This is a genomic window from Vibrio sp. JZG120 (assembly GCF_053890955.1).
On record NZ_JBSRRK010000002.1, the window covers coordinates 160,505 to 186,766 of the forward strand.

At 45.0% G+C, this 26,262-nt stretch carries 18 protein-coding genes and 1 pseudogene; 10 read left to right on the forward strand and 9 right to left on the reverse strand.

Annotated elements, in window-relative coordinates; translation table 11 throughout:
• Positions 1-65: 65 nt before the first annotated feature.
• The 5 genes and pseudogenes from ACWPOD_RS06615 (at position 66) to ACWPOD_RS06635 (ending at position 5,827) form a co-directional block, all read left to right on the forward strand.
• Complete coding sequence (locus ACWPOD_RS06615; RefSeq protein WP_167427793.1) at positions 66-1,331, forward strand: DUF1835 domain-containing protein; 1,266 nt, start codon at positions 66-68, stop codon at positions 1,329-1,331.
• 402 nt (positions 1,332-1,733) lie between these two features.
• On the forward strand, positions 1,734-3,038 hold the full coding sequence (locus tag ACWPOD_RS06620) for a dicarboxylate/amino acid:cation symporter (RefSeq protein ID WP_167427794.1): 1,305 nt from the start codon (positions 1,734-1,736) through the stop codon (positions 3,036-3,038).
• Positions 3,039-3,147: 109 nt separating this feature from the next.
• Positions 3,148-3,515 (forward strand): annotated as a pseudogene (locus ACWPOD_RS06625) (IS3 family transposase); the annotation flags it as partial.
• 645 nt (positions 3,516-4,160) lie between these two features.
• Positions 4,161-4,634: a DUF6795 domain-containing protein gene (locus ACWPOD_RS06630; RefSeq protein WP_233059816.1), complete on the forward strand. Its 474-nt coding sequence runs from the start codon at positions 4,161-4,163 to the stop codon at positions 4,632-4,634.
• A complete protein-coding gene (locus ACWPOD_RS06635; protein ID WP_065646924.1) occupies positions 4,634-5,827 on the forward strand; it encodes a lipase family protein in 1,194 nt (397 codons plus the stop codon). The genes ACWPOD_RS06630 and ACWPOD_RS06635 overlap by 1 nt, the downstream gene beginning before the upstream one ends.
• A gap of 9 nt (positions 5,828-5,836) precedes the next feature.
• Here the strand turns inward: ACWPOD_RS06635 and ACWPOD_RS06640 are convergent, their stop codons facing one another.
• The 4 genes from ACWPOD_RS06640 to ACWPOD_RS06655 form a co-directional block, all read right to left on the reverse strand.
• Entirely contained in the window at positions 5,837-6,211 is a 375-nt protein-coding gene (locus ACWPOD_RS06640; protein ID WP_074190348.1) for a YkvA family protein, read from the reverse strand.
• Between the two features lie 171 nt (positions 6,212-6,382).
• Entirely contained in the window at positions 6,383-7,507 is a 1,125-nt protein-coding gene (locus tag ACWPOD_RS06645; RefSeq protein ID WP_456231698.1) for a M20 family metallopeptidase, read from the reverse strand.
• Between the two features lie 9 nt (positions 7,508-7,516).
• Entirely contained in the window at positions 7,517-7,984 is a 468-nt protein-coding gene (locus tag ACWPOD_RS06650; RefSeq protein WP_005458317.1) for a YjiG family protein, read from the reverse strand.
• Positions 7,984-8,721, reverse strand: coding sequence for a nucleoside recognition domain-containing protein (locus ACWPOD_RS06655; protein WP_395195247.1), 738 nt, complete (start codon positions 8,719-8,721; stop codon positions 7,984-7,986). The genes ACWPOD_RS06650 and ACWPOD_RS06655 overlap by 1 nt, the downstream gene beginning before the upstream one ends.
• A gap of 448 nt (positions 8,722-9,169) precedes the next feature.
• On the opposite strand from ACWPOD_RS06655, the gene ACWPOD_RS06660 reads away from it, so the two are divergent.
• Together ACWPOD_RS06660 and ACWPOD_RS06665 are read left to right on the forward strand one after the other, a co-directional pair.
• Complete coding sequence (locus ACWPOD_RS06660; RefSeq protein WP_054866868.1) at positions 9,170-9,457, forward strand: hypothetical protein; 288 nt, start codon at positions 9,170-9,172, stop codon at positions 9,455-9,457.
• Between the two features lie 96 nt (positions 9,458-9,553).
• A complete protein-coding gene (locus ACWPOD_RS06665) occupies positions 9,554-10,270 on the forward strand; it encodes a DsbA family protein (protein WP_145533895.1) in 717 nt (238 codons plus the stop codon).
• A 67-nt stretch (positions 10,271-10,337) separates the two neighbouring features.
• Here the strand turns inward: ACWPOD_RS06665 and ACWPOD_RS06670 are convergent, their stop codons facing one another.
• From ACWPOD_RS06670 to ACWPOD_RS06690, 5 genes are all read right to left on the reverse strand, one after another.
• Positions 10,338-12,398, reverse strand: coding sequence for an alpha-amylase (locus ACWPOD_RS06670; RefSeq protein ID WP_456231699.1), 2,061 nt, complete (start codon positions 12,396-12,398; stop codon positions 10,338-10,340).
• A gap of 180 nt (positions 12,399-12,578) precedes the next feature.
• Positions 12,579-13,256 (reverse strand): monofunctional biosynthetic peptidoglycan transglycosylase, encoded by a 678-nt coding sequence (gene mtgA / locus ACWPOD_RS06675; RefSeq protein ID WP_167427799.1) that lies wholly within the window; start codon positions 13,254-13,256, stop codon positions 12,579-12,581.
• Between the two features lie 151 nt (positions 13,257-13,407).
• Entirely contained in the window at positions 13,408-15,603 is a 2,196-nt protein-coding gene (gene glgB, locus ACWPOD_RS06680; RefSeq protein ID WP_233059817.1) for a 1,4-alpha-glucan branching protein GlgB, read from the reverse strand.
• Positions 15,604-15,885: 282 nt separating this feature from the next.
• Positions 15,886-18,066 (reverse strand): 4-alpha-glucanotransferase, encoded by a 2,181-nt coding sequence (gene malQ, locus ACWPOD_RS06685; RefSeq protein ID WP_456231700.1) that lies wholly within the window; start codon positions 18,064-18,066, stop codon positions 15,886-15,888.
• Between the two features lie 117 nt (positions 18,067-18,183).
• Positions 18,184-20,637, reverse strand: a complete 2,454-nt coding sequence (locus ACWPOD_RS06690) for a glycogen/starch/alpha-glucan phosphorylase (RefSeq protein ID WP_005396762.1) — start codon at positions 20,635-20,637, stop codon at positions 18,184-18,186.
• Between the two features lie 735 nt (positions 20,638-21,372).
• On the opposite strand from ACWPOD_RS06690, the gene malT reads away from it, so the two are divergent.
• From malT to ACWPOD_RS06705, 3 genes are all read left to right on the forward strand, one after another.
• Positions 21,373-24,081 carry an HTH-type transcriptional regulator MalT gene (malT, locus tag ACWPOD_RS06695; RefSeq protein ID WP_005396763.1) on the forward strand — a complete coding sequence of 903 codons (2,709 nt, stop codon included), beginning with the start codon at positions 21,373-21,375 and terminating at the stop codon, positions 24,079-24,081.
• A 580-nt stretch (positions 24,082-24,661) separates the two neighbouring features.
• Positions 24,662-25,579 (forward strand): DUF368 domain-containing protein, encoded by a 918-nt coding sequence (locus ACWPOD_RS06700; RefSeq protein ID WP_041853110.1) that lies wholly within the window; start codon positions 24,662-24,664, stop codon positions 25,577-25,579.
• 251 nt (positions 25,580-25,830) lie between these two features.
• A complete protein-coding gene (locus ACWPOD_RS06705; protein ID WP_074190343.1) occupies positions 25,831-26,256 on the forward strand; it encodes a hypothetical protein in 426 nt (141 codons plus the stop codon).
• Positions 26,257-26,262: the final 6 nt, after the last annotated feature.

Genomic DNA, 26,262 nt, shown 5'->3' on the forward strand with positions numbered 1-26,262 from the left:
ATCTGTTTTTACCTTCTTTTTAGCTTCTATTTAGGCGAGTGTGGAAGAGATAAGAAAGGTGAAAAATGAACTCTACAAATAGCTTCTTAATCAACATTAACCAACAAAAATCCGTTGCTAAAAAAAGGCTCAAAGCTATACGTCAACACGATGATGAGATGTTGGATCGAGTTAAGCGATTTCACTCCAAACCAGAGTCATTAGCTCCCAATACAATTCAATTAGCTGACGTTCAACATTCGCTAGCCAGAGAATTAGGTTTACCAAGTTGGAGTAAATTAAAAGCGCATGTCGAAGAGTTAGAAGCTCACAAAGACGCCATCAAAAATCACTTCCCTCCTCTTGATAGCGAACTAAAAACGCTCCATGTCCGCTGTGGGCATGATATTCAGCAACGGCTTAAAGACAGCGGATTCGAGGGGACATTTTTAGCCCTAATAGATCCGCTTTGTATGGGTCCAATCCCAGCAACACCACAAAACTTCCTTGCCATTCGTGCCCAATATGTCGTAGAGACTCTGCTGCCCGTGATGAAGCGTGAAGATTCAGTGCAAGATATTGTCAAATTTGAGCAAGCTAATATTGATACGCTGCTCAGTGATACATTTGAACGAATCGTCTTTTGGGTCGAACATGACAGCTATGACCAATTAATGCTGCTTCGTGCCCTAACATTGTTAGAGAATGTAGAAAACAAGGTGATAGAGATCATTGAGTTGAACCAGTTCCCTGGCACTGAGCGATTCATCGGTTTGGGGCAGTTGCCTAAAGAGGCTATTCGCGCTTGTTGGCAATACCGTAAACCCGTGACAGCCAAATTATTCAGTCAGGCTAAACATTCCTGGCACGCAGTCACATCACCGACACCCATCTCTATGGTTAATTTGATCGAGCAGCATGATCTAGATTGCTTACCCAATATGCTCAACGTGCTAACACGCCATATGCAAGAGTTACCTCATTCACAAACAGGATTAAGCTTGACTCAGCAGATTGCATTAGAGGTCCTAAGTTCTCAAAATCGTTCAATTCTCATCAAAGATTGGTTTGAGCAATATCAACAACGTGAACCTCTGCCTTACCTGGGCGATACGATGTTTTACGCCTTACTCCTCCCTCTAGCACAAGGTCAAACGCCTTTAATCACGATTGAGTCACGTGAAAGGGAGTGGTGGGAACAAAGCGTCCATATCACTGAGACTGGTCTGCATTGTTTGGAAGGCTTCATCCGAGCGAAGCAACGCTATTGGGTTGGGGGTATTAGCAATACCACTCAGAATAATTGGAGTTGGGATCACCTCCAATTATCTACATTGACCAACCTTCATTGATTCATCGGATAAATAACATAAGCAGGGGCATAGACGGCTCGTTAGCCCCTTGTGTTCAGCCCAATACAAAAACAATCAAAAAGAGACGGCTTCTAGCCTGAATAAAATCTAGATAGTTATGCAAGAGTAACATTCCTTAGAGATAATATGCACTCCATTTACTAATAAAAATAAATGTAAATACTCTTTCTTATCGGTTGTATGTTCGATAAAAGTGTTAAAATACAAACTTTTCGACCAGTCAAATAGTTAAGATTTGGTTAAAACTCCATTTTTATTAGTGATAAAGTTCACATCTATTAACCATTTAGAGGATTATTCTTTCGTATTTTCTCACTCCACTGCTACTCTGCTCGCCGCTTTGAAGTGAACTCAAGGTGCATAACTATAAGGAGTGTTCTCATGAATACCAAGAAACCGATGTCGCTAACCAGCCGCGTAATTTTGGGTATGGTAGCGGGTATCTTGACAGGATTTGCAATTCGCACACTTTTTGCCGGCAACGGATTTGTCGACGCATACATTGTTAATGGATTATTTGAAGTTGGTGGACAGATCTTCGTCGCCAGCTTAAAAATGCTCGTAGTCCCTCTAGTGTTTGTTTCACTAGTTTGTGGTACTAGCTCCCTCAAAGACCTTTCTACACTGGGTCGCATGGGTGGTAAAACCCTCGCTTTCTACGTTACAACAACGGCTATCGCGATTACGCTTGCTCTAACTATGGGTACTCTGTTCCAGCCAGGTGCTGGCGCTGACCTAACCGCAGCAAGTTCATTCAAATCAGCAGAAGCACCATCTTTGGGTCAGGTGATCATCGATATGTTCCCAACCAACCCTATCAGTGCAATGGCTGAAGGTAAAACCCTGCAAGTTATTGTTTTCGCAGTGCTATTTGGTATTGCGATCAGCGCAGCAGGCAAACCTGGTGAACGTATTGCAGCGTTCTTCTCTGATCTGAATGAAGTGATCATGAAACTGGTAGCGATTTTGATGAACTTAGCGCCTTATGGTGTGTTCTTCTTAATGGCGAAGCTATTTACTGGTCTTGGTCTGGGCGCAATCGTCAATCTGGCAGAGTACTTCTTAGTACTGGCGGGTACGCTTGTCCTGCACGGCCTAGTCACTTACAGCTTAATGTTAAAAGGTTTCACTGGTCTAAATCCAATTACGTTCCTACGTAAGATGGAAGACGCGATCATGTTTGCTTTTTCTACAGCATCATCGAACGCAACAATTCCAGTAACAATGGAAACGGTTAAGCACCGAATGGGTGTTGAGAACCGCGTATCATCGTTCACAGTACCACTTGGTGCAACCGTGAACATGGACGGTACGGCGATCATGCAAGGTGTAGCAACCGCCTTTATTGCTCAAGCCTTCAATATTGATTTAACTATGGGCGATTACCTCATGGTAATCATGACAGCTACATTGGCATCTATCGGTACTGCGGGTGTCCCTGGTGTTGGCCTTGTAATGCTAGCCATGGTATTGAACCAAGTTGGTCTGCCGCTTGAAGGTATCGCGCTCATCATGGGTGTTGACCGTCTACTTGATATGATTCGTACTGCGGTAAACATTACTGGTGACAGTGCAGTTACCGTCATTGTCGCAAAATCAGAAGGTGCATTGGATGAAGCTCGCTTCAACGATCCAATGGCAGGCGTAGCCGAAGAAGAAGTGCATCTTAAACGCGCTGACGCCTAAATCGTTTTACGATTAAGTTATCCTGTCTAAGAAAAAACCACCTTATTCTAAGGTGGTTTTTTGTTTCCATGTGTTGTCCTGAAATGTATTTACACATTGAGGACAAATTATGACTACTGCACATAACCCCTACGTTAAGCGAACCCCGCGTGAAAGCACACTATGCTTTAAATTACAGGTCGTCGATGCTATTGAAAAAGGCTACATGAATTACAAACAAGCCCAAGCAACCTATGTTATTCAAGGGCGTTCAACGGTTTTAACCTGACTAAGAAAATATGGAAAAATGGATTGGATACATAACCCAAGGAAGAACACCATGCATAAAAAACGAAACCGAAAGAGTTTCCGGCTAAAAAAATCCAACGACTTGAAAGAGAATTGGAAGATAAACGGGTGAAGAGCCTCTCCTTTAACGAGTTAATTGATATTCTCGACTCTGAACATGAGACGAATCTCATAAAAAAGTATCTCGCCTACTATCCTTTGCTTCTCACCATAGAACACCTGCCTTCATACTTTGGTGCAAAAACTACATGATATTTATAATTCCATCGCGTGTGCGCTAAGCTCTTTTTGTATCCATTGGGACCCCTTTCAATTCTTAATTAACTCTGCAATTGCCAGACCACAAAACGTTTTTATCAAATTGAAAGGGGTTATATAACTGACTTATAGCTGTAAGCTTTACGGGAAATCCAGCCTAACTGGAGGCCTCTATACAAAAAGCCAACAGCTAACGAAGTTGGCTTAGTGTAAAAAATGTCAACGCATTTTGATACGAGATGCCCCCGCTAAAGGTGCTAATGTACAGATATAATTGCTTCTAGACTTTTCTTAGTTACGAATCGGTAAGTAGCTAGGTTATGATAATAATTCTTCTGAAGAATTAGAGTTTTACTAGTCTATGTTTATCATTTTGAAAATGACATAAGGGACATTTTCATCATATAGAGATACAAATTCCATTATTAAATTAAAGATCAAAACCAAATCGCGATAGGTAGTAGTCTGATAATTAATTTGGTACTAAGATACATACATCATAAATTCATGTTTAAAAATAGTCTTTTTTTATTCAGTTTCTCATTTCCAATACTTGCATTAGGTTTCAACGAAAGTATGTTCGGTTTTTTTAAGAAATTTAAATACACATTAAGCCCAGAGATAAAAGGTACTTTAGTTCTTGAGCAAAGACCTCTAGAAAATGTAACCGTTTACTTAGAAGCTAATTTTTTAAAGAATACTTACAAAAGGAGTTCAAGTACTAATGAGTTAGGTGAATTTCACTTTAAACCAGTCATACATTCTCAAAGGTTCAAAGAATCAGCTTTGAATCAAACATATTCATATATCGGAATATATACCTATATAAATGAAGAAAAGAAGTACATTTGGGAGTCCCAGTTAAACTACGTTTCACCGCCTATATTTATAAAAGATAACTTAAATAATCTTTACTGTGAGCTTAAAAATAAAGAATTCCGATATTTTTTCAAAAATATCAATCTAGATAATGCTCGAGATCTAATGGTTATTAGCAATTGCAATTTAAATGGATTTTTATATAAAGCAGAGTTTACGGAGGATACATAATGCCGTCTTTAACACCAAAACTTGCATCAGAGATCGCGAATATACCGTATGGAGTATATCAGGGGCAAGGGAGACTAGCGTTCAAGGGACAAGGAGGTTTTGAAAAACACTTTGCATTTTCGCAGCAAGATGTTTTTAGTGGCCGAACTGGAGGTATCACAGGATTAGATCGTATACCATTGTTTAGAAAAGTGATACCTGGTGTAATGAGAACATCTGAAGCGTTTGCGGTAATTGGTGTTGGGAAAGGAAAATATAAGGGAGATTTAGTAATTTCCATTAGAGGGACGCAAAACGCCAATGATTGGGTAACCAACCTAAATGTAGGCCTTAAAGGCTCTCCAAATGGCTCTATTGCTCATGCTGGATTTATTAATTCATTTTCAAGTATCAAACCAAGTATAAAACAATATTTACAGCAATTCCAAAGTTTACCTAACCGAATTCATTGTGTTGGGCATAGTTTAGGAGGGGCTCTAGCTTCATTATGTTCTGATTGGCTGAGAGAAGAGTATTCATTAAGAGTGAATTTATATACTTTTGGCGCACCTAGAGTTGGTTTAGAACAATATTCCCGTAAATCTAGTAAAAGCAACGACAAAGTATACCGCTGTACTCACGGCGCAGATCCTGTACCTAAAGTACCTGTCTGGCCATTTATTCATGCGCCACATAATGGCGATGAGTACCGCTTAGACGCTAGTACTGGCTTTAATTTAAATGCTCATAGTATGTCTAGCGAAACAAGTTTAGGGTATTTAGATAATGCTAACTCCGAAACGTGGGGAGCAATAAAAGTCAGATCTAACAAGTACTTGTATACTCCTACTAGATTTAAGTTTGAGCACAGAAACCAAGCATCATTTACAGAGTATTGGTCAGAAAGAATTCAAGCAGCATTAATAACATTATTAAAAGATACTGGCTTGTTTTCAGCAATAGCAGCCCAAGCCACAGTATCTACTGGAATGACATTTTATGACATACTCGCTAGAAATATAGAAAAAGTAGCTAAAGCATCTAAAGTAAGAGAATCACAAGTCAAAGGGCTTTTAGGCCATATGCTGGTGTTTATTGGAAAACCAGTAACAGCAATTGAAGATATGTCTGCAAAATTTATTAGAAATGTTTTTCTTATGGTATTTGGAAAACTTTATCGAGCAGCACAAATGGCTATTAGCGCTGTACAATAAATTTTCAACTTAATCCGCCATCGAATTCAATTTTTCTCTGGCTCGTTCTTCGTGTTCTTCAGTAATGGCATTGCCGACTGAGTTAGCGGCTAAGGTAAGCGCTGCCATGTCATCGGTAAAGCCGACGCCTGCTAACACATCTGGCACCATATCGGTGGGCAATACAAAGTAAGCCAACGCGCCACCTAAAATCGCCTTATGGCGAACGGCGGTGTTGGAATCTGTCATCGCGAGCCATGATTTGATACCCATAACGGCAATTTCTTCACCCGCTTTCTTAACCGACCCTTTCATTTTGCGCCAGAATGTTTTCTCATCTGGCGCTTGCATCGTTTGATCTTTGGCGTCTTTCGGCGCCGATTTTACAGACATTGTTGTGCTCATCGTTGCCTCCGAAATTTATGACTGTGGCCAACATATTAATAAATCGAACCTGAACGCAAGATTAATAACAAGAAATGATAGTAAAGTGAAACAAAAACACAGATAGAAAAATCCCCAAACCAAAGTCTGGGGATCGTGATGTTGGGAACCAAGCTTTAGAAGGAGAATGCCTTATTGAGCAATCTTCTCCAGTACACGCATCAGCATTTTGATACGTGGTTCGATAGACTCAAGCAACAAGTACTCTTGGTCACTGTGGAAACCTGCACCGATAGGTCCTAGACCATCCAAAGTTGGAACGCCAAGAATTGCCGTATTGTTTGCATCAGAGCCGCCACCCACTTCTTTCCAGTTGATGTCGATAGCCAGTTCACTTGCTGCGTCTTCAACTAATGCCATCAGGCTTTCGGTTTGCGCGCTTGGCACCATAGAAGGTTTGTAAGCTTCACGAACCAACTCGATGCTAACGCCATCAACGAATGGTGTTTCCAGCATGCCGTTTAGCTTGCTATCGACATCATCGTATTCTTCATTACTCCAGAAACGCACATCCACGATCGCTTCAGCGTGCTCAGGGACGATGTTTGCGCCGTTACCGCCAGACACAATACCCACGTTTAATGTGGTGCCAGATTCGAAGTTCGTCATGGCATTGATTGCGAGAATCCAGTTCGCCATCTCGGTAATTGCACTGCGGCCATTTTCTGGCTCGTTGCCAGCGTGGGCTGCAATGCCATTAAACGTGATTTTGTAACGCGCCATGCCTTTGCGCGCTTTGACTAAACCGCCGTCTGCACGTGCTGCTTCTGCCACCAATACGTTCTTCGCGTTTTTTGCAACAGATTGAATCCAGTCGACCGAATATAACGATCCGGTTTCTTCGTCTGGGTTCATGCAGATACAAATCGACAGTTTATCCAACACCGCTTGGTCGAGGTTACGCATCGCGTACACAATATTCAGCAAGCCAGATTTCATGTCCGAGACACCCGGACCGTACGCTTTTTCAGGGTCTTGAGACATAGGGCGTAATCCAGCGGTACCGACAGGGAACACTGTATCCATGTGACCAATCAGCATCACGTCAACTTGCTCTGCTTCAGGCTTGTTTCGAACTTCAAGACCGATACCCGCTCTGCCACAGTCGATGCGTTTTACGCTCCAACCTGACATCGCTTGGTACTTCCCTTCAAATTGAGAAGCGATGAACTCAATGCCATCAGTGGTGTACGTGCCACAATCGACATTGATGAGAGGACGAAGTTCTTCGAGATATTCATTGAGAGAAAACTGCATGATTGCCCCCTAAACAAACAAGTTCATGACTAGCATTGCGCCAAATGCGTTCAATACGGAAATCGCAATCATGATTGGGATATAACGACCTTCAGTACCGATAGGTCCCATAATTCGCCCCATGTACTGAACCTGTGAGCCCATTAAGTAAATTGCAGGTGCAAGAATCGCGATGTGCGTACCGTTCAAGATGCCTTGATCAAACAATGTGATAACCACGCCAACTGCGCCGCCCATCGACATCCAAGCACCAATCAGCACCGCAGCCGCTTCACCTGGCAAACCAAAAACCGCCATTACTGGAGAAAATACCGAGCCCATCAAATCCAACGCGCCAGTAATCTGCAACGCTTTAATGATGACAAACGCCATAAGAACGTTAGGCACGGTTGATGTTGTCGCAATAACCCAGCCTTTTTTAGCGCCTTCAACGAAAATATCTGTCACCATCGGCTTACTTACTTTTACGTCACTCATTACGCCGCCTCCTCTTTTAAGTTCTCAGATTTGTTTTGATCTTGCTTGTCTTCTTTACCTTCTGTGATGTTTAGGTAGATACGGAATAAGTTCGCGCCCACAATTTTAAACAAGAACATCACCACAACCGCCAAACCAATAGAAGACGTTACGGCAAGCGAGCCATCCGCCATCGTCAACGTAAACAGTACCGCCCCTGAGGAGAAAAAGTTAACAATAGTGGCACCAGCGGTGAACTGGAACATAGTGAACACATCGGTTTCGCGTTTGGTAAGATGGCCTTCATCTTTAAGCTGACGAGTCATCGCCGCGCCCGCGTCGGTACTTTGCAGCGAAGCGATAAGAGCCAAACCAGAGTTACCCGGAATACCCATAATTGGACGAAGAAGCGGCGTTAACAGTTTGCGTGCCGCTTCTAGTGCGCCATAGTGCTCAAGTACATTGATCATACCCAGTGCGAACATAACGGTAGGAATCAAAGTAAGTGCAAAAATGAAACCGTCACGTGCACCGCTACCACCAGTACCACGAAGCGACGTTGTTGCAACTTGCACACCGTCAGCCGTTTCGGTGACACCATAAGCCACCTTGCCAAAAGAGCCATTCAACGTGGTGAAATCAAATACGCCATACCATTCGTTCGATTGCATTAGACCAGAAAAGAAGACGACCGCAAACGCCAGTGCAACGTAGCACCCCAGCGTAACCTTGCGCTCGGTTTGAACAGGATTTTTCATAACATTACCTACACATGTGGGACAGGACACATATGTTCACCCGAATAATGTGCTAGAGAGATGATCAAAATCAATCCGCCTGCCGAACATTCTGGTGACTCAGTTATGAAGTTTTGTTTTATGATTTTAATCACATTTGAAAGATAATAAAAATTTGTACTAACAATTAGGTATATTAATCTATATCGATACCTCAGGACTTCTTCATCAATCCGACCAATGATTCCAACGAATATTGCTTTCTACAACATTCATGACGTACTTCATACTTTGGCATTGAGGCGATATCGATTAACTCGAAAGTAACATTCCATAATGAAATTTAGGTTAGGATTGTCCGGTCATATGCAAACGGCATAAACCAGAATCAACAGGACTAGGCAGCCCATTGTTACGCTCACAACCTAAAATAGCCAAGTGGACACTCACCCTCGTGTTTTGGGTGGTGATGGTATGTTTAAGCCAAAATTCCGGCTTCTCGAAAAGCTGCCCTAAGGCTCACCAAATACAGAGTCAGCAAGATGAAAGCGTGAATTTATCACCATCTTGCGACCTTTCAGAGAAGCTAGTTCAAGCGTACCAACACCAGTTGGATCATATTCTTATTCCATTTTTTCTGTTTGCTTTGATTGTGGCGCTGCCGATGGCATCCACAGCAATTCATTATCTGGAATACACAGAACCGATACCGGAAAAGTGTCGGGTTCACCTAAAACTTTGTGTGTTTAGAGAATAAACCTAGCAAGGCGAGAGACCTTCTCGCCTGACTTTTGTACGTATTTTATTCACTTCACATAACAAACAACGAAATCTAAAAGTTTTAGGAAATATTATGACATTCACTCGTACACTTTTGACGTTAATGATGGCTATCGTACCTGCCGTATCTTTCGCATCAGAAAAGACCGCAGAACAAAAGCTGGAGGAAGTTACTCAGATACTAAAAGAGAATCCTCAAATTCTTGATTCATTGCACCAAAACCTTCAAGAGTACATTGCGTATCAACAGTCATTTGGCGACACCTTGAAGGAGGTTCGTCACTATCTAAGTGATGGCAAACATTCCTCTTTTGGTGCTGAAAACCCTGAGTTAACCATTATTAACGTAACGGACTACAGTTGCCCTTTTTGTAAACGTTTAGAAGGAGAACTGGTCAAAGTTGGTGAGGAATATCCGCAGATAAAAGTGCTTAACCTCAATGTCTCTTTTAAAGAACAATACGAGAAAAACGGCTACAACTCGGCAAGTTACGCATTAAATGTTTGGCAAAACCAGCGAGATAAGTACGAACAAGTGCATGAGTTATTGGTGAAAAAACCGGGCGCACATGATGCACGCTCGTTAAAGCAAATCGCGAAGAAAACGGGGACAGAAGCGCAGCTTGTCGACGACAAAGAGACCAAAGCGCTGCTTGATAAGAACTATCAGTATTTCACGCAACTTGGTTTACGCGGCACGCCTGCGTTGATCATTAATGATCAAGTCATTCCTGGCTATGTGCCGTTTGACGAGCTAGAAAAAGTCATCGACCAAGAACTGGCGAACTAAAACAACAAAGCCCTTCCTTGATAACTCAAGGAAGGGCTTTTTATTTATCGACATAAAGAGCGTTTAGTTACTTATCACGTCCTACAAACGCCACGACGACTTTGTCATTACCAAGCGAACGAGAGAAAACGTACGCGCCTTCCTGTTCAATCACTCGATGCTGACCTGCGCCAATGGCAGGGTGTGCTTGACGGAACTGACCAAGGGTTTGCCAATGTTTGAGCAGCGCTTGCTTCTCATCCGATAGTTTCCAAACCATGTCTGAACGTGTGCCTTGGTGGAAATCATCCGCGTAAGGACCAATGTTACGACCCACTTCATCACCGTAGTAAACCTGAACAGCACCTGGGCTCAGAAGCAGTGCATTCGCGGCGTTACGCTGCATGCCGTGGTCTTTGAAGCGAGAGAAGAACAACTCGGTATCGTGGGAAGACATGTAGCTCACTGGGTTGAAGTCTTTCTCATTCGCGATAGTTTCCGCATAGCTTTGGTAAGTGTCTGCCATTTGGCTAAAGCACGCCGCGCCTTTGTCTAGCTTCTTCTGCATATCGAAGTTGATCAACGCGTCAAAACCATCATCGAAATAAGGGCTGCGATACGCGGTGTGTCCCCAGACTTCGCCCATCATCCAGAACGGCTGACCTGATTTGCCATTTTCTTTACGCCACTGTTCTAAGCTGTTCGATGCTTCTTCTTTTAGACGCTTCCAAACTTCACCTTCGACGTGTTTCACCGTATCGACGCGATAGCCATCAATGCCGAAGCGTTTCACCCAATCGGTTTGCCACTCAATCAAGTAATCCGCCACGGTGTAGTTGTCACGAGCTTCTACGCGAGTGCCAGGGTTATCTAATAGCCACTGAGCTGGTTTTACAGCTTTGCCTTGTTCAGTGATAAAGTCAGGCAGCCCCGCCAATGACATGGTGATGTCGCTACTGCCCGGAGCTGGGTAACCTGGCAAGCCGGTTCTTACCCAATCGCCGCCCCACCATTTAGCCCAGTTCGGACTCTGATAATCAATATTCTGGTGATAGCTATGCCAATTTTCACCCGCTTTTGGTTGCCAGTCGCCCCATTTCTTGGGCAGATCGGCATTAGGCTTTAACACATCGATACCATCGAACTGTAGATCCGCCAATGTTGAGTAACCAGAATGGTTGATAACCGCATCCATCAAGACTTTGAGGCCACGTTTGTGCGCCTCTTCCACCAGCGTTTTCAAATCTTCTTCGTTACCGAAGTTCTCATCAATCTTGGTGAAATCGCGCGTCCAGTAGCCGTGGTATGCATAAAACGGAAATGAACCACTATCGCCACCACCGACAAAGCCGTGCACTTGCTCCACGATTGGCGACAACCAAATCGCGTCTGTGCCTAGGCTCTTAATGTAATCCAGTTTCTCAATCACGCCTTTAAGGTCACCGCCGTGGAAAGTACCGATCTCTTCTTTGCCGTCTTTTTTGCGACCATAACTGTTGTCGTTATTTGCGTCTGCGTTGTTGAAACGGTCAACCATCACGAAGTAAATGTTCGCGTTTCGGTAATCAAATGGCACCGCTTCTTTGGTTTTCTGTACAGGCTCTAGTAGCACTAGGCCGCCAGAGTCTTTACTTGGCGTCAGCGATACTTGCTGATCTTTTACTTCGACCATTTGACCAGAATAGGCATCACGCAACTTGGTACCATCTGGGAAGCTGTCACCTAACGCAATGGTGACTTCTCCGCCTTGGTAAACCTCACATTGCACTTGTGGGATTGGGCGTTTGAATTCAGTTTTGGCGGCTTTCTTAGGTTCACGCTTAAAACGCAGTGTTTTGGCTTCTGCATCAAAAGCAAAAGAGTAATCGCCGGTAAAGCGGATTTTTAACGGCAGTTCCGTTGGTTTTCCGCAGTTCAGCGCAAGAGGTTTGTTGAACTTCACTTTCTGACCATCAGGTGCAACGCAGTCGCCTTCAACGCCCGTGATTTTAAGCGTGTATCCGTCTTTGGTTAGAGGCACAACCAAAGGCAGTTCTGCACTTAGCGGGAAGTCACGGCTGTTGGTCGTGGTAGAAATGGTGATGTTAGGCTCGGCGATGGCACTTGCCGACGCAAGCAGTAAAGTAGTGGTAATCAGGTTCAGTTTCATCGTTCAGTCCATTGGCAGCACATGGTAACCATGCACATTTATTAGTTTTATTCACACTAATTGTGCCTAGATAAGAAACTGAACACATCATTCTAACTGCCTACGCCCCAAAGGTTGTGACGCTTCACATTTTATTGATATAGGGGCGTAGTTCTATTTAAGCGCAATGGATTGAGGGACTTAAAGTTGCACGCTGCCAAGATTGCTCATTTGGTTCATCGCCCATCTTGTGCGGCGAGCAGTGTAATCACTTTGTGGGTAGACTTTGATTCGATATGGGTTTGGCAACACCACGGCTAAACGCGCTGCTTGCCACTTCGAGAGTTGCTTTGCACTGACACCAAAATAATTCTGCGCCGCCGCTTCAGCACCGTAAATACCGGGACCAAATTCAGCCACATTTAGATACACTTCGAGAATGCGCTCTTTACTCCACATCAGCTCCATCAGCAAAGCAAAGTAAAGCTCGTAAGCCTTGCGAGCGTAGGAGTGAGAAGGAAACAAAAACACATTTTTCGCAGCTTGTTGAGTAATCGTGCTCGCGCCTCTCGACGGGCCATTGTCACCTGCTTCAGCAATCACGTCGAATAGCGATTCGAAGTCCAATCCATAGTGATGAGGGAATTTTTGGTCTTCGGTCGCAATCACCGCTAACTGCATATTTTTTGAAATACGCGACAAGGGTACCCATTCGTGTTGGCTGCTGTCTGGATAGTTCTTTGGTGGCACAACAATGCGGCTTAACTTCCATCCCCATATTGGCGGATCGACATATTTCACCACACCAACCAAAACGACTGGGGCGATCAGCAAGATCAACACCATTTTAAATAGAAATGACTTAAGCCTTTTCAACATGTGTGGTTCCCCAATGCATTAGCGATTGATGATAAACAAACCAGCGAGCTTGCCTGATTCAATCAGGAACAACAAGTTTTTGAGGTAAAAAATAGGTCAAAAAAAGCCCGATTTACAATGTAAAACGGGCTTAGAATTTGATTAGACTGAATTATTTATTCAGCTTGTAGAACACGGTTGAAAGTGGTGGTAAACGAAGCTCAAGTGATTGAGGCAGTGATTCACTTTCGACTTTTTCCGTTTTCACACTGGTCTGCACTTTAAAATCGCTGCCGCCGTATTTGCTGTCGTCCGTGTTCAGCAGCAGTTCGTATTGACCTGCATTTGGAACACCTAAACGGAAACGCTCGTGTGGTACGGGCGTAAAGTTGGTGATGATGAGAATACGCTCACCCTCTTTACTGATACGCTCGTGCGCTAGGATACTCGCATCCGCTTCGTCTTGTAGACGCCACTCAAAACCAGCAGGAACACAATCTTGATCGTGCATCGCCGCTTCATTTCGGTACAAGTGGTTCAAATCTCGCATCAGCTTTTGAACGCCTTGATGACGCTCATATTCCAGCAAGAACCATTGCAACTGATCATCGTGGTTCCACTCCGCCGTTTGGCCGATTTCCGCGCCCATGAAGTTCAGCTTTTTGCCCGGTTGACCATACATGTAACCGTAGTATGCACGTAGGTTTGCGGTTTGCTGCCATTCATCACCTGGCATCTTGTTATGGATAGAGCCTTTTCCGTACACCACTTCATCGTGAGAGAGAGACAAGACGTAGTTTTCGCTGTGTGCATAAACCAGCGGGAATGTGATGGTATTGTGGTGGTATTTGCGGTGAACAGGATCTTCTTTGATGTATGAAAGACTGTCGTGCATCCACCCCATATTCCACTTGAAGCCAAAGCCTAAACCACCCATAAAGGTTGGCGCAGACACCCCCGGGAACGCCGTTGACTCTTCCGCAATCGTCATCGCATTCGGGAAGTGCTTGTACACTTCTTCGTTCATCCATTTTAAGGTTGCGATTGCGTCGTAGTTTTCGTTGCCACCGTCGACGTTCGGTACCCACTGATCGTGGCTACGTGAATAATCGAGATAGAGCATCGACGCGACTGCGTCCACGCGAATGCCATCAATATGGAATTGTTCAAACCAGTACAGCGCATTCGATACAAGGAAGCGACGCACATGTTCACGGCCTAAATCGTAGATGTATGAGTTCCAATCTTGGTGCCAACCGCGACGTGGGTCCGGGTCGTGGAACAGCGGTGTACCGTCAAAGTTTGCTAAACCGTGGTCATCCGATGGGAAATGCGCAGGAACCCAATCCAACACCACACCGATACCAGCTTGGTGACACGCATCCACGAAGAATTTGAAATCATCAGGTGAGCCAAAACGGCTGGTTGGCGCAAACAAGCCAACGGGTTGATAGCCCCATGAACCGTAGAATGGATGCTCAGACACAGGCATCAGCTCAACGTGAGTGTAGCCCATATCCACAAGGTATGGCACCAACTGCTCCGCGAGTTCGCGGTAGTTGAGGAAATCGCCTTTCTCGTTGCGCTTCCATGACCCAGCATGTAGCTCATAAAATGATAACGCTTCATCACGCTTTTGTGTCACTGCGCGATTTTGCCATTTCGCATCTTGCCATTGGTAACGCTTGTGATCGTAAGTAATGGACGCGAACGATGGGTACTGCTCAGAGTAAAAACCCCAAGGGTCTTGTTTGTGTGGCAGCCCTTCCCCATTTGGCCCTTTGAGCTCAAATTTGTACTGAACGCCTTCTTCTAAGCCAGGAATGAACAAACCCCAAATGCCATAATCTAAACGTTGCATTGGGTGACGACGACCGTCCCATTGGTTGAAGCAACCCACAAGGCTAACAGCCGATGCATGCGGTGCGTAGACAAGGAAGCGAACACCGGAGATGTTTTCACCGCCACGTTCTAGCGTGACAAAGTGTGCGCCCATATAGTGATACATGTCTTTGGGCGTATGCAGATGCTCGTACTCTTGGTAAATATTGTGGTACTGGTACGGGTCATCAATAATTTGTTCAACACCATTCCAATCGACCGCCAAACGGTAGTGGGTCAGGTGTAAATCGCGTTGTTCTTTTAAGATAAAACCGCTGTCACCATCACGCTCAAGCGCCACACGAGGTTCGCCATTAACAAGCAGTTCAACCTTGTTTGCGCCCGGCATCCACACTCGCAGCGATCCTTCACCATCATCAATGAATGGCCCCAACGCCGAAAATGGGTCTGAGTAAGCCGCCTCAGCAAGCAGTTCATATGCGCGTTCGTGTTGTTTCTTTATTTTCTTGGTTTTGGTGGTTTTCAAATCTTTCTCCCTAGAGCCAATATCCTTTTCAAGACCAGAAATCTGAATCAAACATCGGTTTCTCCACAGCCAACGTTGTGAACTCACAAAAGACTTCGCTTAAAACATGTATGCATCAAGCAATGTCAAAAACAAAAAATGCCCGCTATTGTCGCGGGCATAATAACGGTACTTCATCCTAACGGATTGTGTTTTCGGAATGAGTGACCTAGACGGAACTTTCGTACCTCTGAGCTAACAAAATTGGTAATCCGCTCATTCATCTACGTCACTCTACGCGTCTTATTTGCTCGCCTGTGCGCGAACTTCAGTGAGGCGTTTGGAAATGCGATTCACATCTTCACGGCTGAAGATTTCATCTAGGTTCATCGACAATTTACGACGCCAGTTTGGATACTCATCCACCGTGCCAGGAATGTTGACCGGTTGATCCATTTCTAGCCAGTCTTCAAGCTGAACGCTAAGCAATGCAGAGTCACCCGCTGCTACGTGCAGTTGCAGCGCTTCGCTTAGGTACGAGTCCATCGGTACGTACTGAGCATCATGACCAATGCCTTCTGGCAAATAGCCGTGCCAGCGAACGCTGTCTAAGATACCTTGCTTGCACTTCAAGCGATCAGCAAATAAGCCTTCCAACTGTTTTTCATCTGGGTACAGGCCAATCTCACGACCCATTTTCAAATCATCGCAGTGCCAGAAACCACGCAGGGTTGGCATGTCATGCGTACACAGTGCCGCCATAGATTGCTCTGCGTAGTGCTTCGGAGAAATGAACCCACCGTCTTCTTTCGATGTTTCGAAGAAGAACACTTTGTATGAGTGAACACCTGCGTCTCGTAGGATATCGACGATTTCATCTGGCACAGTACCTAAGTCTTCACCAATCACAGAGCACTGATGACGGTGCGACTCAAGCGCTAGGATTGCGAGCATGTCTTCCACTGGGTAGTACAAGTACGCGCCTTCTGTCGCCTTCTCGCCTTTTGGAATCCACCAAAGGCGAAGCAGGCCAAGCACGTGGTCGATACGCAATGCACCACAATGCTTCATGTTGGCACGTAGCAACTTGATGTACGCGTCGTAGCCAGTCGCTTCTAAAACTTGAGGGTTAAGCGGAGGCAGACCCCAGTTTTGACCCAGAGGACCAAGTACATCCGGCGGCGCACCGATGCTGGCGTCTAACACTAAGTTACCGTCGTCGGCCCAAGTTTCACTACCTGAGCCGGCAACACCGACAGCAAGGTCACGGTACAAGCCCACAGCCATGCCTTTTTCTTCTGCCAGTGACTGCGCTTCTTTGATTTGATCGTCTGCGATCCACTGTAGGTACATGTACAAGTGAACGCGGTCTTGATTGTCTTTGATGTATTTCTGAGTGCCGGCTGCGTCGAATGTGCGGTATTTCTCAGGGAATACAGGCCAACCCCACATGTTTGAATCTTCTGCGTGTAAATCCGCATGAAGCGCATCGAATGCAGCTTGGTGTAACAAGCTATCGCCGCCTTTTTCTACAAAATCCAAGAATGCACGAGCGCGGTCGGTGTTTTTGTCTAAATGGCGAGCTTTAAACTCACTAAACAGCAGCGGAAGAACGCTCATTTTCAGTTGCGAAACTTCTGTGTAGTTCACCCAATGAGAATCACGTGCTTTTTGTAGACGCTGTTGAAACTCTGCACTGCCAACACGTTGCTGAGCTTCAGCACTCAGTGCGAATTCAGGTACAGAACTTACGTCAATGTACATGATATTCAACCAACGACGAGAAGACGGGCTGTATGGGCTCGCGCCTTCTGGGTTCGCTGGGAACAGTGAGTGAATTGGGTTCAAACCAATGAAGTCACCGCCACGAGAAGCGATATCGCTCACCAACTGTTTTAGGTCACCAAAATCACCGATACCCCAGTTGTGCTGAGTACGCAGTGTGTAAAGCTGGATACTAGGACCCCATAGCTTTTTATGTTGGTTTAGATCGTCTTGTTTGAAACACGCTTTCGGCGTGATGATCAATGACATCTCGTAAGGCGTTTTACGACGCTTACGGCTGACAATCAATTTGTGATAACCCCAAGCCAAGTTCTTTGGCAATGCAAACACTAGAGGGCCACCCTCAGCACGCTCATCACGAACAATTTGGGACTGAAGATAGCCTTCAAGTACCTCTCCTTGTTCTGTTTCTAAACGCCAGCTGAATTCACTCTCACGAGCACTCGTACCTAGGTTTAGTTCCACTTCGACTGGTTCGCCGTCGCGTAAAACAAGAACAGGGGCTAGTACGTCTTTTTTATGTTTCTTTTCAGCAGAAGCCAATAGTTTTTCATCGCTGCTAGTATCGTAGCCAAGCGAAGCGAGCAAGCGGCGTAGCGTCTCCTCAGACACTTTTGCCTCATCTCCCCAAGCACTGACATAGCTATCAGCCAATCTCGCCATTTCCGCGACTTTCTTTAATGCTGTTTGTTCTTTCATCGCTTTCTCCGAAGGTAATACCAACACCTTCCATGTAGGGTTTTATTGTTATCAATAACTTCTTTTGGAAAATGACCAAAGGTAGCGCTTGGCTACCTTGGTCTTAACTCTGTTCTATTAACGGTGAACCGCTTTTAGTTTCCAGATGTTGTTCACATAGTCGCGAATTGAGCGATCTGAGGTGAACTTGCCGACGAGGGCGGTATTAAGAATGGCTTTCTTCGCCCAGCCAGCTTGGTCTTTGTATTGTTCGCTCATGTCTTCGTGCGCTTTCACGTAAGATGCGAAGTCCGCAAGACATAAGTACGGGTCACCACCATCTAGTAGGCTGTCGTACGTTGCACGCAGTAAGCCTGGTTGACCTGGAGTGAATTCTTCACCCAGTAGTAGGTCCATAGACGCTTTGAGTAGATGATCCGCATTGTAGTAATCAAATGGGTTGTAACCTTGAGCTTTCAGCGCTTTCACACCTTCAACGTCTAGACCGAAGATGTAGATGTTCTCATCGCCTACTTCTTCACGAATCTCAACGTTAGCACCATCCATCGTACCGATCGTTAGGGCACCGTTAAGCGCCATCTTCATGTTACCAGTACCTGATGCTTCTTTACCCGCAAGTGAAATTTGTTGTGATACGTCCGCCGCAGGAATAATAATTTCAGCCATGCTCACGCGGTAATCAGGAATGAAGACCACTTTCAGCTTGTTGCCGATGCGAGGGTCGTTGTTCACTTTCTCAGCAATCTTGTTAATAGCGAAAATGATTTCTTTCGCTAGGTGGTAACCCGGTGCCGCTTTCGCTGCGAAGAACACAACGCGAGGCACACATTCGAAGCCTGGTTCGTTAATAATGCGATGGTACAGAGACAGTACGTGTAGAAGGTCTAAGTGCTGACGCTTGTACTCGTGCAGACGCTTGATTTGAACATCGAAGATCGCATTAGTATCGAGTTCGATACCCATGTTCTCTTTCACCCAGTTAGCTAGGCGTTCTTTGTTCTCTTTCTTCACTGCCATGAATTCTTTCTGGAATTTCTCGTCAGTGGCGTACTTAGCGATGCCTTCTAGTTGCTCTAGCTTCGCTGGCCATTCTGGGCCGACTTTCTCTGTGATTAGCTTAGAAAGACCTGGGTTACAGAACTTCAACCAACGACGTGGCGTAATACCGTTCGTTACGTTGTGTAGACGTGTTGGGTACATTTCGTGGAACTCTGGGAACAGGTCTTTCTTAACCAATTCAGAGTGAAGTGCCGCTACACCGTTTACTGCGTAAGAGCCAATTACACATAGGTTTGCCATGCGAACCATGCGGTGGAAACCTTCTTCGATGATAGAAAGCTTCTGTTGTTTCGCGACATCACCCGGCCACATTGCACGTACGTCTTGTAGGAAGCGGTGGTTGATCTCGTAAATGATCTCCATGTGACGTGGTAGTAGGTGCTGAATTAGCGACTCCGGCCATGTCTCTAGTGCTTCTGGAAGTAGCGTGTGGTTTGTGTACGCGAAGGTTTGAGAGCTGATTTCCCAAGCCGCTTCCCAAGTTAGACCTTTTTCGTCCATCAGGATGCGCATTAGCTCAGGAATCGCAATCGTTGGGTGCGTATCGTTAAGCTGGATAGTCTCTTGCTTCGGTAGATCCGCTAGCGAGTAGCCAGCTGCTTCGTGGCGACGTAGGATGTCACGTACAGACGCAGCTGAGTGGAAGTACTGTTGCATTAGACGAAGTGTTTTACCTTTCTCGTGGTTGTCATTCGGGTAAAGCACTTTAGTGATGTTGCCTGCGTCGATCAGTGCGTGCTGCGCTTCGAAGTAGTCACCGTTGTTAAAACTTGCTAGCGAGAATGGTGCAATTGCCTGACATTCCCAAAGACGTAGCGGGTAAACCGTGTCTGATTCGTAACCCACAATTGGTAGATCCCAAGGCATTGCTCTTACAGACATGCCAGGAACCCATTTGCGAACTTCTTTACCGTTCTCGTTAACCACTTCAACGTGACCGTAGAAACCGATCTCTTGTGCGAGTTCTGGACGAGCAATTTCCCAAGGGTAGCCTTCTACACCACGCCATGCGTCAGGTGCTTCTTGCTGGCGACCATCTTTGAAAGACTGTTTGAACAAACCGTATTCGTAGTGCAAGCCGTAACCGACGGTTGGGAATTCTTGTGCCGCACATGAATCCATGAAACATGCCGCTAGACGACCAAGACCACCGTTACCCAATGATGGGTCACGTTCTTCTTCTAGCAGGTCAGTTAGGTTGTAACCCAGTTCAGCCATTGCTTCTGTTACTTGTTCGTACAGACCCATGCTGATTAGGTTGTTACCCGTCAAACGACCGATAAGGAACTCTAGCGAAAGGTAGTTAACGCTCTTCGCACTTTTAATGCGTGGATCTTCTTCAGTAGCAAGCAAATCTAAAGTAGTGAACTCAGCCAGTGCATGACCCATTGCTAGGTACCAAGCGCGGCTGTCTGCGTTTTCAATCGTGTGAGCGTAAGTTACAGATAGGTGTTTCTTTACGCTTTCTTGGAACGACTTCTTGTCAAATTGTTTTTGTTGAGTAGGTTTCATTACGAAATTCTCACGTCTTTTGGTAATTCATCTGCCATACATCGTGCATTTACCTCTGTGAATAAACATCCTCCTAATTCTCCTCCTTTGAAGGAGGAGGGCTGAGGGCGTAGAGGGGGTACCATTGCTAGGTTAGTGATCCAAATCTCAACAAAGTGAGCTTTGCTCCAGTTCTTAGTGATTTTGATCACAATGGAATATGAGAAAGGTTAAAACCCGTTCATGACGCTTTTTATAGCCCACTCATCTGATGATGTGAAAATTGTAATATTGGTCACATTAACTTGGTTAACATGGAAAGATTTTTCATAATCGATGTGCAACGAGATCTTAATACACTCAACACAAAAGATATTTAAGTGACAAGAATCACAAATAAAGGGCGTAGTTGATGGTAAATCCATCAACCCTTGAGAATTAGGAAGTGGATCAAAGTAACGGACATTTCTGATGTCGTACCATCCCACACGGCTCACAGGATTGTACGCTTTTTATACAAACTAGAATTAGGCGGTGTGAGTTATTTCTAGTTTTCGCTAGCTTTTATATCTAAGTGACCGTATGGAATGCTTTTTCAGACGGATGCAAGCCCCAACAAGAGGCGACATTAACCGGCATTCAAGCAGTTTTTGATGCTGATGACATCATTCAGTAAGACGAAGCTTTCGAGGGGGCCTTACTGAAATGATCACGTCGCAATCACTTGGGTATACATAAATAAGGACATAATTACTAATGTGGATTCCATCTAAGCTTACTCGACCAGGACGCCTGCACAATGCCATCGTGCGCCCACGAGTGTTGGACTTACTACAGCAAGCGCCTTACTACAAATTGGTTTTATTCCGCTCCCCAGCAGGTTACGGAAAAACCACCATGGCAGCGCAGTGGCTATCCGATAAACCAAACGTCGGTTGGTACAGCATTGATGACAGCGATAACGACGGCTTTCGCTTTGTAAATTACCTGCTTCAAGCATTAAACAAAGCCACCAACTTCAGTTGCTCTAACGCACAAAAACTGGCGGAAAAACGCCAGATCTCTTCTCTACGTTCTTTATTCAGCGAAGTGTTCGCGGAAATGGCTGATTTTCATCAAGAGTGCTACGTGGTGCTTGATGACTATCACTTGATCACCAACGATGAAATTCATGAATCCATGCGTTTCTTCTTAAAACACATGCCAGACAACCTCACCGTTGTGGTAACAAGTCGTGCAGCGCCGCCTCTGGGTACTGCAAACTTACGTGTTCGTGATTTAATGATCGAAATAGGCAACGAGATGTTGGCGTTCGATACCGAAGAAACGACTCGCTTCTTTAATCAGCGTATTGCCGATGGCATCGACGAAGACATGGCAAACAGCCTCAGAACCTATGTGGAAGGTTGGCCATCAGCGATGCAGTTGATCGCGTTGCAAGCGCAACATCAAAACCGTACATTGGCACAAACCGTAGAGTCGGTATCTCAGTTCAATCACGCGCATTTGTGGGATTATCTGGTCGAAGAAGTATTTGACCTACTCGATCACGAAACTCGTCATTTCTTGATGCAAGTTTCCGTGCTTGACCACTTCAATGATGAGTTGGTGTTTGCCCTCACCCAACGCGAAGATGCACTTGGTTTGATCGAATCATTAAACCGCTACGGCTTATTCATCTACCCACTCGAAGGGGAGCAAAACTGGTTCCGATTCCATAACTTATTTGGCGAGTTTTTGTCTCATGAGCGCCAAGCGCGTATTCCTCAGCAAGAAAAAGATCTCCACCGCAATGCAGCTGTTGCCTGGTTACAACAAAAAGCACCGCACCAAGCGATTCACCATGCACAAAAGTCGAACGATAAAGACTTGGTGGTAGAAATTCTAAACGAATTCGGCTGGAAGATGTTTAACCAAGGCGAGCTCAGCACACTGGAAAGCTCAATTAATAAGTTGGATGCTGAGCTTCTGTTCAGCCACCCAAAACTTACGATGCTCCGAGCTTGGTTGGCTCAAAGTCAGCACCGTTATAACCAAGTAGGCCACCTGCTTGAAGAAGCGGAAGAAGAGCATAAAAAGCGTAACATTGAGTTAGATATTCATTATCAAGGTCAAGCAAACGCGCTGCTTGCTCAAGTGGCTATCAACAGCAACCAGCCAGAGAAAGCACTCGAATTAGCGGAGCTAGCACTTAGCCAACTTGATAACACGATTTACCGTAGCCGCATTGTGGCAACTTCGGTTGTTGGCGAAGTTAACCACGTGCTAGGTAAACTCGACCGCGCGTTACCGATGATGCAACAAACCGAGAAACTGGCTCGTCAGTACCAAGTTTACCACCAAGCGTTATGGGCGATTTTACAACAAAGCGAGATTTTGATTGCGCAAGGTTACGTACAAGCCGCCTTTGAGCTGCAAGATTCCGCATTCCGTTTGATTGAAGATCAGCAACTTCAACATGTTCCTCTGCACGAGTTTTTGCTGCGTATTCGTGCGCAAGTGCTTTGGTGCTGGAACCGACTTGATGAAGCAGAGGAGTGTGCCTACCGAGGTCTACAAATTCTCGAAAACCATTCGCCAAGTAAGCACTTACACAGCTACTCGATGCTGGCGCGTATTGCGGTTGGCCGTGGCGAGCTAGACAAAGCCGGTAAATTCATTGAGCACATTCAACATTTGATGAAGCAGTCGACTTACCACGTAGATTGGACAGCAAACGCTTCACTATCGTTGATCCTATTTTGGCAAGCGCGCGGTAACACCGATGCAATGCAAGAATGGCTCAACACTGCGGTTCGTCCTGAATCGGCATGCAACCACTTTTCACAATTGCAATGGCGTAACATTGCACGCGCACACATCAACTTAGGTCAATATACCGAAGCGCGCGCAGCATTGGATTTCCTCCAAAGTGAAGCTCGTCGAACCAACCTGATCACAGATACTAATCGCAACTTAGTGGTCGAAGCGGTGTTTGCTGCTCGTCAAAAAGACGAAGAGCAAGCAAAAGCTTTGCTAAAAGAAGCGTTAGTGATGACAAACCAGACGGGGATGGTAGGTAATTTCCTCATTGATGGCGCCACCATTGGCGGGCTACTGGAGAAGTTAAGCCTACGCCATGAGCTAGGCGATCTAGAACGTCACCGCGCTCAACAATTGATGAAGGATATTTCGTCCAATCAGCGCAGTCGCTCTATTCACTTTGATGAAGACTTCATTGAGAAGCTGGTAAACCACCCTAACGTACCGGAACTGGTTCGCACAAGCCCACTGACTCAACGTGAGTGGCAGGTGCTTGGTTTGATTTATTCTGGTTTCAGTAATGAGCAAATCGCGCAAGAGCTTGATGTGGCAGGCACCACGATTAAAACCCACATTCGCAACTTGTACCAAAAGCTCAATATCGCCAATCGTAAAGAGGCCATTGTGACAGCTGAAAATTTACTCCAGTTGATGGGGTACTGATCAGCTCAAGAAAACAGATTAAAACCTAAAGTGAAATACAAGGGGTTGGCGTGATGCGTCAGCCCTTTTTTATGAGTCTAGAACGAGGGAAATGCAATTTGCAAAGCACGTAAGTAACGTTGTTCATATAAAAAAATAGCCAACCGCAATAATCGCGATTGGCTTATATTTAGTGTGAACAAATTGTATTCACTAACAACGTCAGTTGGCTAGGTGACCCTCGGCTTAAGAAGGGTCGAGCAGTATTATGCATTAATCATGCCAAAATGCAAAGACTTATTTTTGGGCACAAGATCTCATATAAAGTGAATTTGCCTATATAAAATATAGCAAAACGCAAATTTAATTATCAAATTGCATTTGCATAATGCAACAAACGTAGCCATTGATAGTACAGTTAATCATCTCAATAATGTAAACCAAATATTAAGATATCGTTGTATTTGAATCACCTCATAACCTGTAACAAAAATAAGCAATTGCTTGGATATAAAACCCAGTAGCTACAGCACTATTTCATACTTTTTTCGTCGCAATGTTTGTATACTCTGTGCCATCGAAACGACTTAGCATTAGAGCAATGAACTACTTAATTACTTTCTTCAAAGGAATCGCCATGGGCGCAGCAGATGTTGTTCCTGGCGTATCAGGCGGCACCATCGCGTTTATCACCGGCATTTACGATACGCTGCTTGAGAGCATTCGACGCATTAACCCATCACTTTTCTCTATTTGGCGAAAAAAAGGGGTTAAAGCCGCCTTTAATCACATCAACGGTTTCTTCCTTATCGCTCTGTTTGCCGGTATTTTCACCAGCATTGCTACGCTAGCAAAGTTGATCACTTGGCTTCTTGACACACACCCGATCCCACTTTGGTCATTTTTCTTTGGTCTGATTTTGGTATCGGTCTATCACATTATTCGTCAGGTTGAACAACGTGATCTTATCCGCTTCGTGACTTTACTCGTTGGTGTCGGGTTTGCTTACAGCATCACCGTGCTTAAACCTTTACACATGGAACCAACGGCTATTAACACATTGTTCGCTGGTGCTATCGCGATTTGCGCGATGATCTTACCGGGCATCTCTGGCAGCTTTATCTTGTTATTGATTGGGATGTATGCACCTGTATTAGCCGCCGTGAAAGGTTTCCAAGTCGATACATTGGCGCTGTTTTTGTCAGGTTGTGTGATTGGTTTGCTGTCCTTTTCGCATCTATTGTCGTGGTTACTACGCAAGTTCCGCGATTTCACTCTGATGTTTTTGACAGGCTTAATGATTGGTACGTTACCAAAGATTTGGCCTTGGAAAGAAACCATCACTTGGCGCACCAATTCAAAGGGTGAGCAAGTGCCCTTGCTACAGCACAACCTATCACCATTTGAATTTGAACACGTGACATCACAACCTTCTCAGTTAGTGCTTGCCGTTGTGATGATGCTTGCTGCCATTGCGCTGGTTTTGAGTCTCGAAAAATTCGCAGATTCAGACAAGTAACTGCGGTATCAAATCAATACGGAATCAACAAACAAGAACGGAGCCAATTGGCTTCGTTTTTGTTTGTTGGCTAAGAGAAAATCATCGCAATTGAAAATCTTTATGGGCTTGATTCAACAACCCCTACACCGCGCGGTTATTTTGATCTCTGGCATCGAGGCACAACGCACAATTTATCTAGGCCACGAGTTGGCGAATGACGCTTCTGTGCTACGATGCAGGTAATGTTAAGTGATAAATGCTGAACCTTAATGAAAGTGTTACAAATCGCCGCTGTTTCAGCCGCACTGGTTGCGGGATTTTATGCCCCAACTTTACTAAAAAGCTTTTCTTCATCCACTCCGATCAAACCGATAGATGAGTATTGCGTTCTCTCTACTGCCTCGTGCGTTCAAGAGAATGTTACGATGACGCTCAACGCAGATACTGCTCAACCCTTGGTCCCTACTACTCTGAATGTTGAGTGGCACACAAGCGATGCTGAGCAACTCGTCCTAAGCCTTTCAGGAAGAGAAATGGAGATGGGAGAGCCCAAGTTTTTACTGAAGCAAGTCGCTCCCGGTCGATATCAAGGTGACATCATTCTGCCGGTTTGCACTCAAGACGCCATGACCTGGGTTGGTGAACTCAGTGATGGAGAGAGTACCGTTTACCCTGCTATAAAAATGCAAAGATAAGGAATC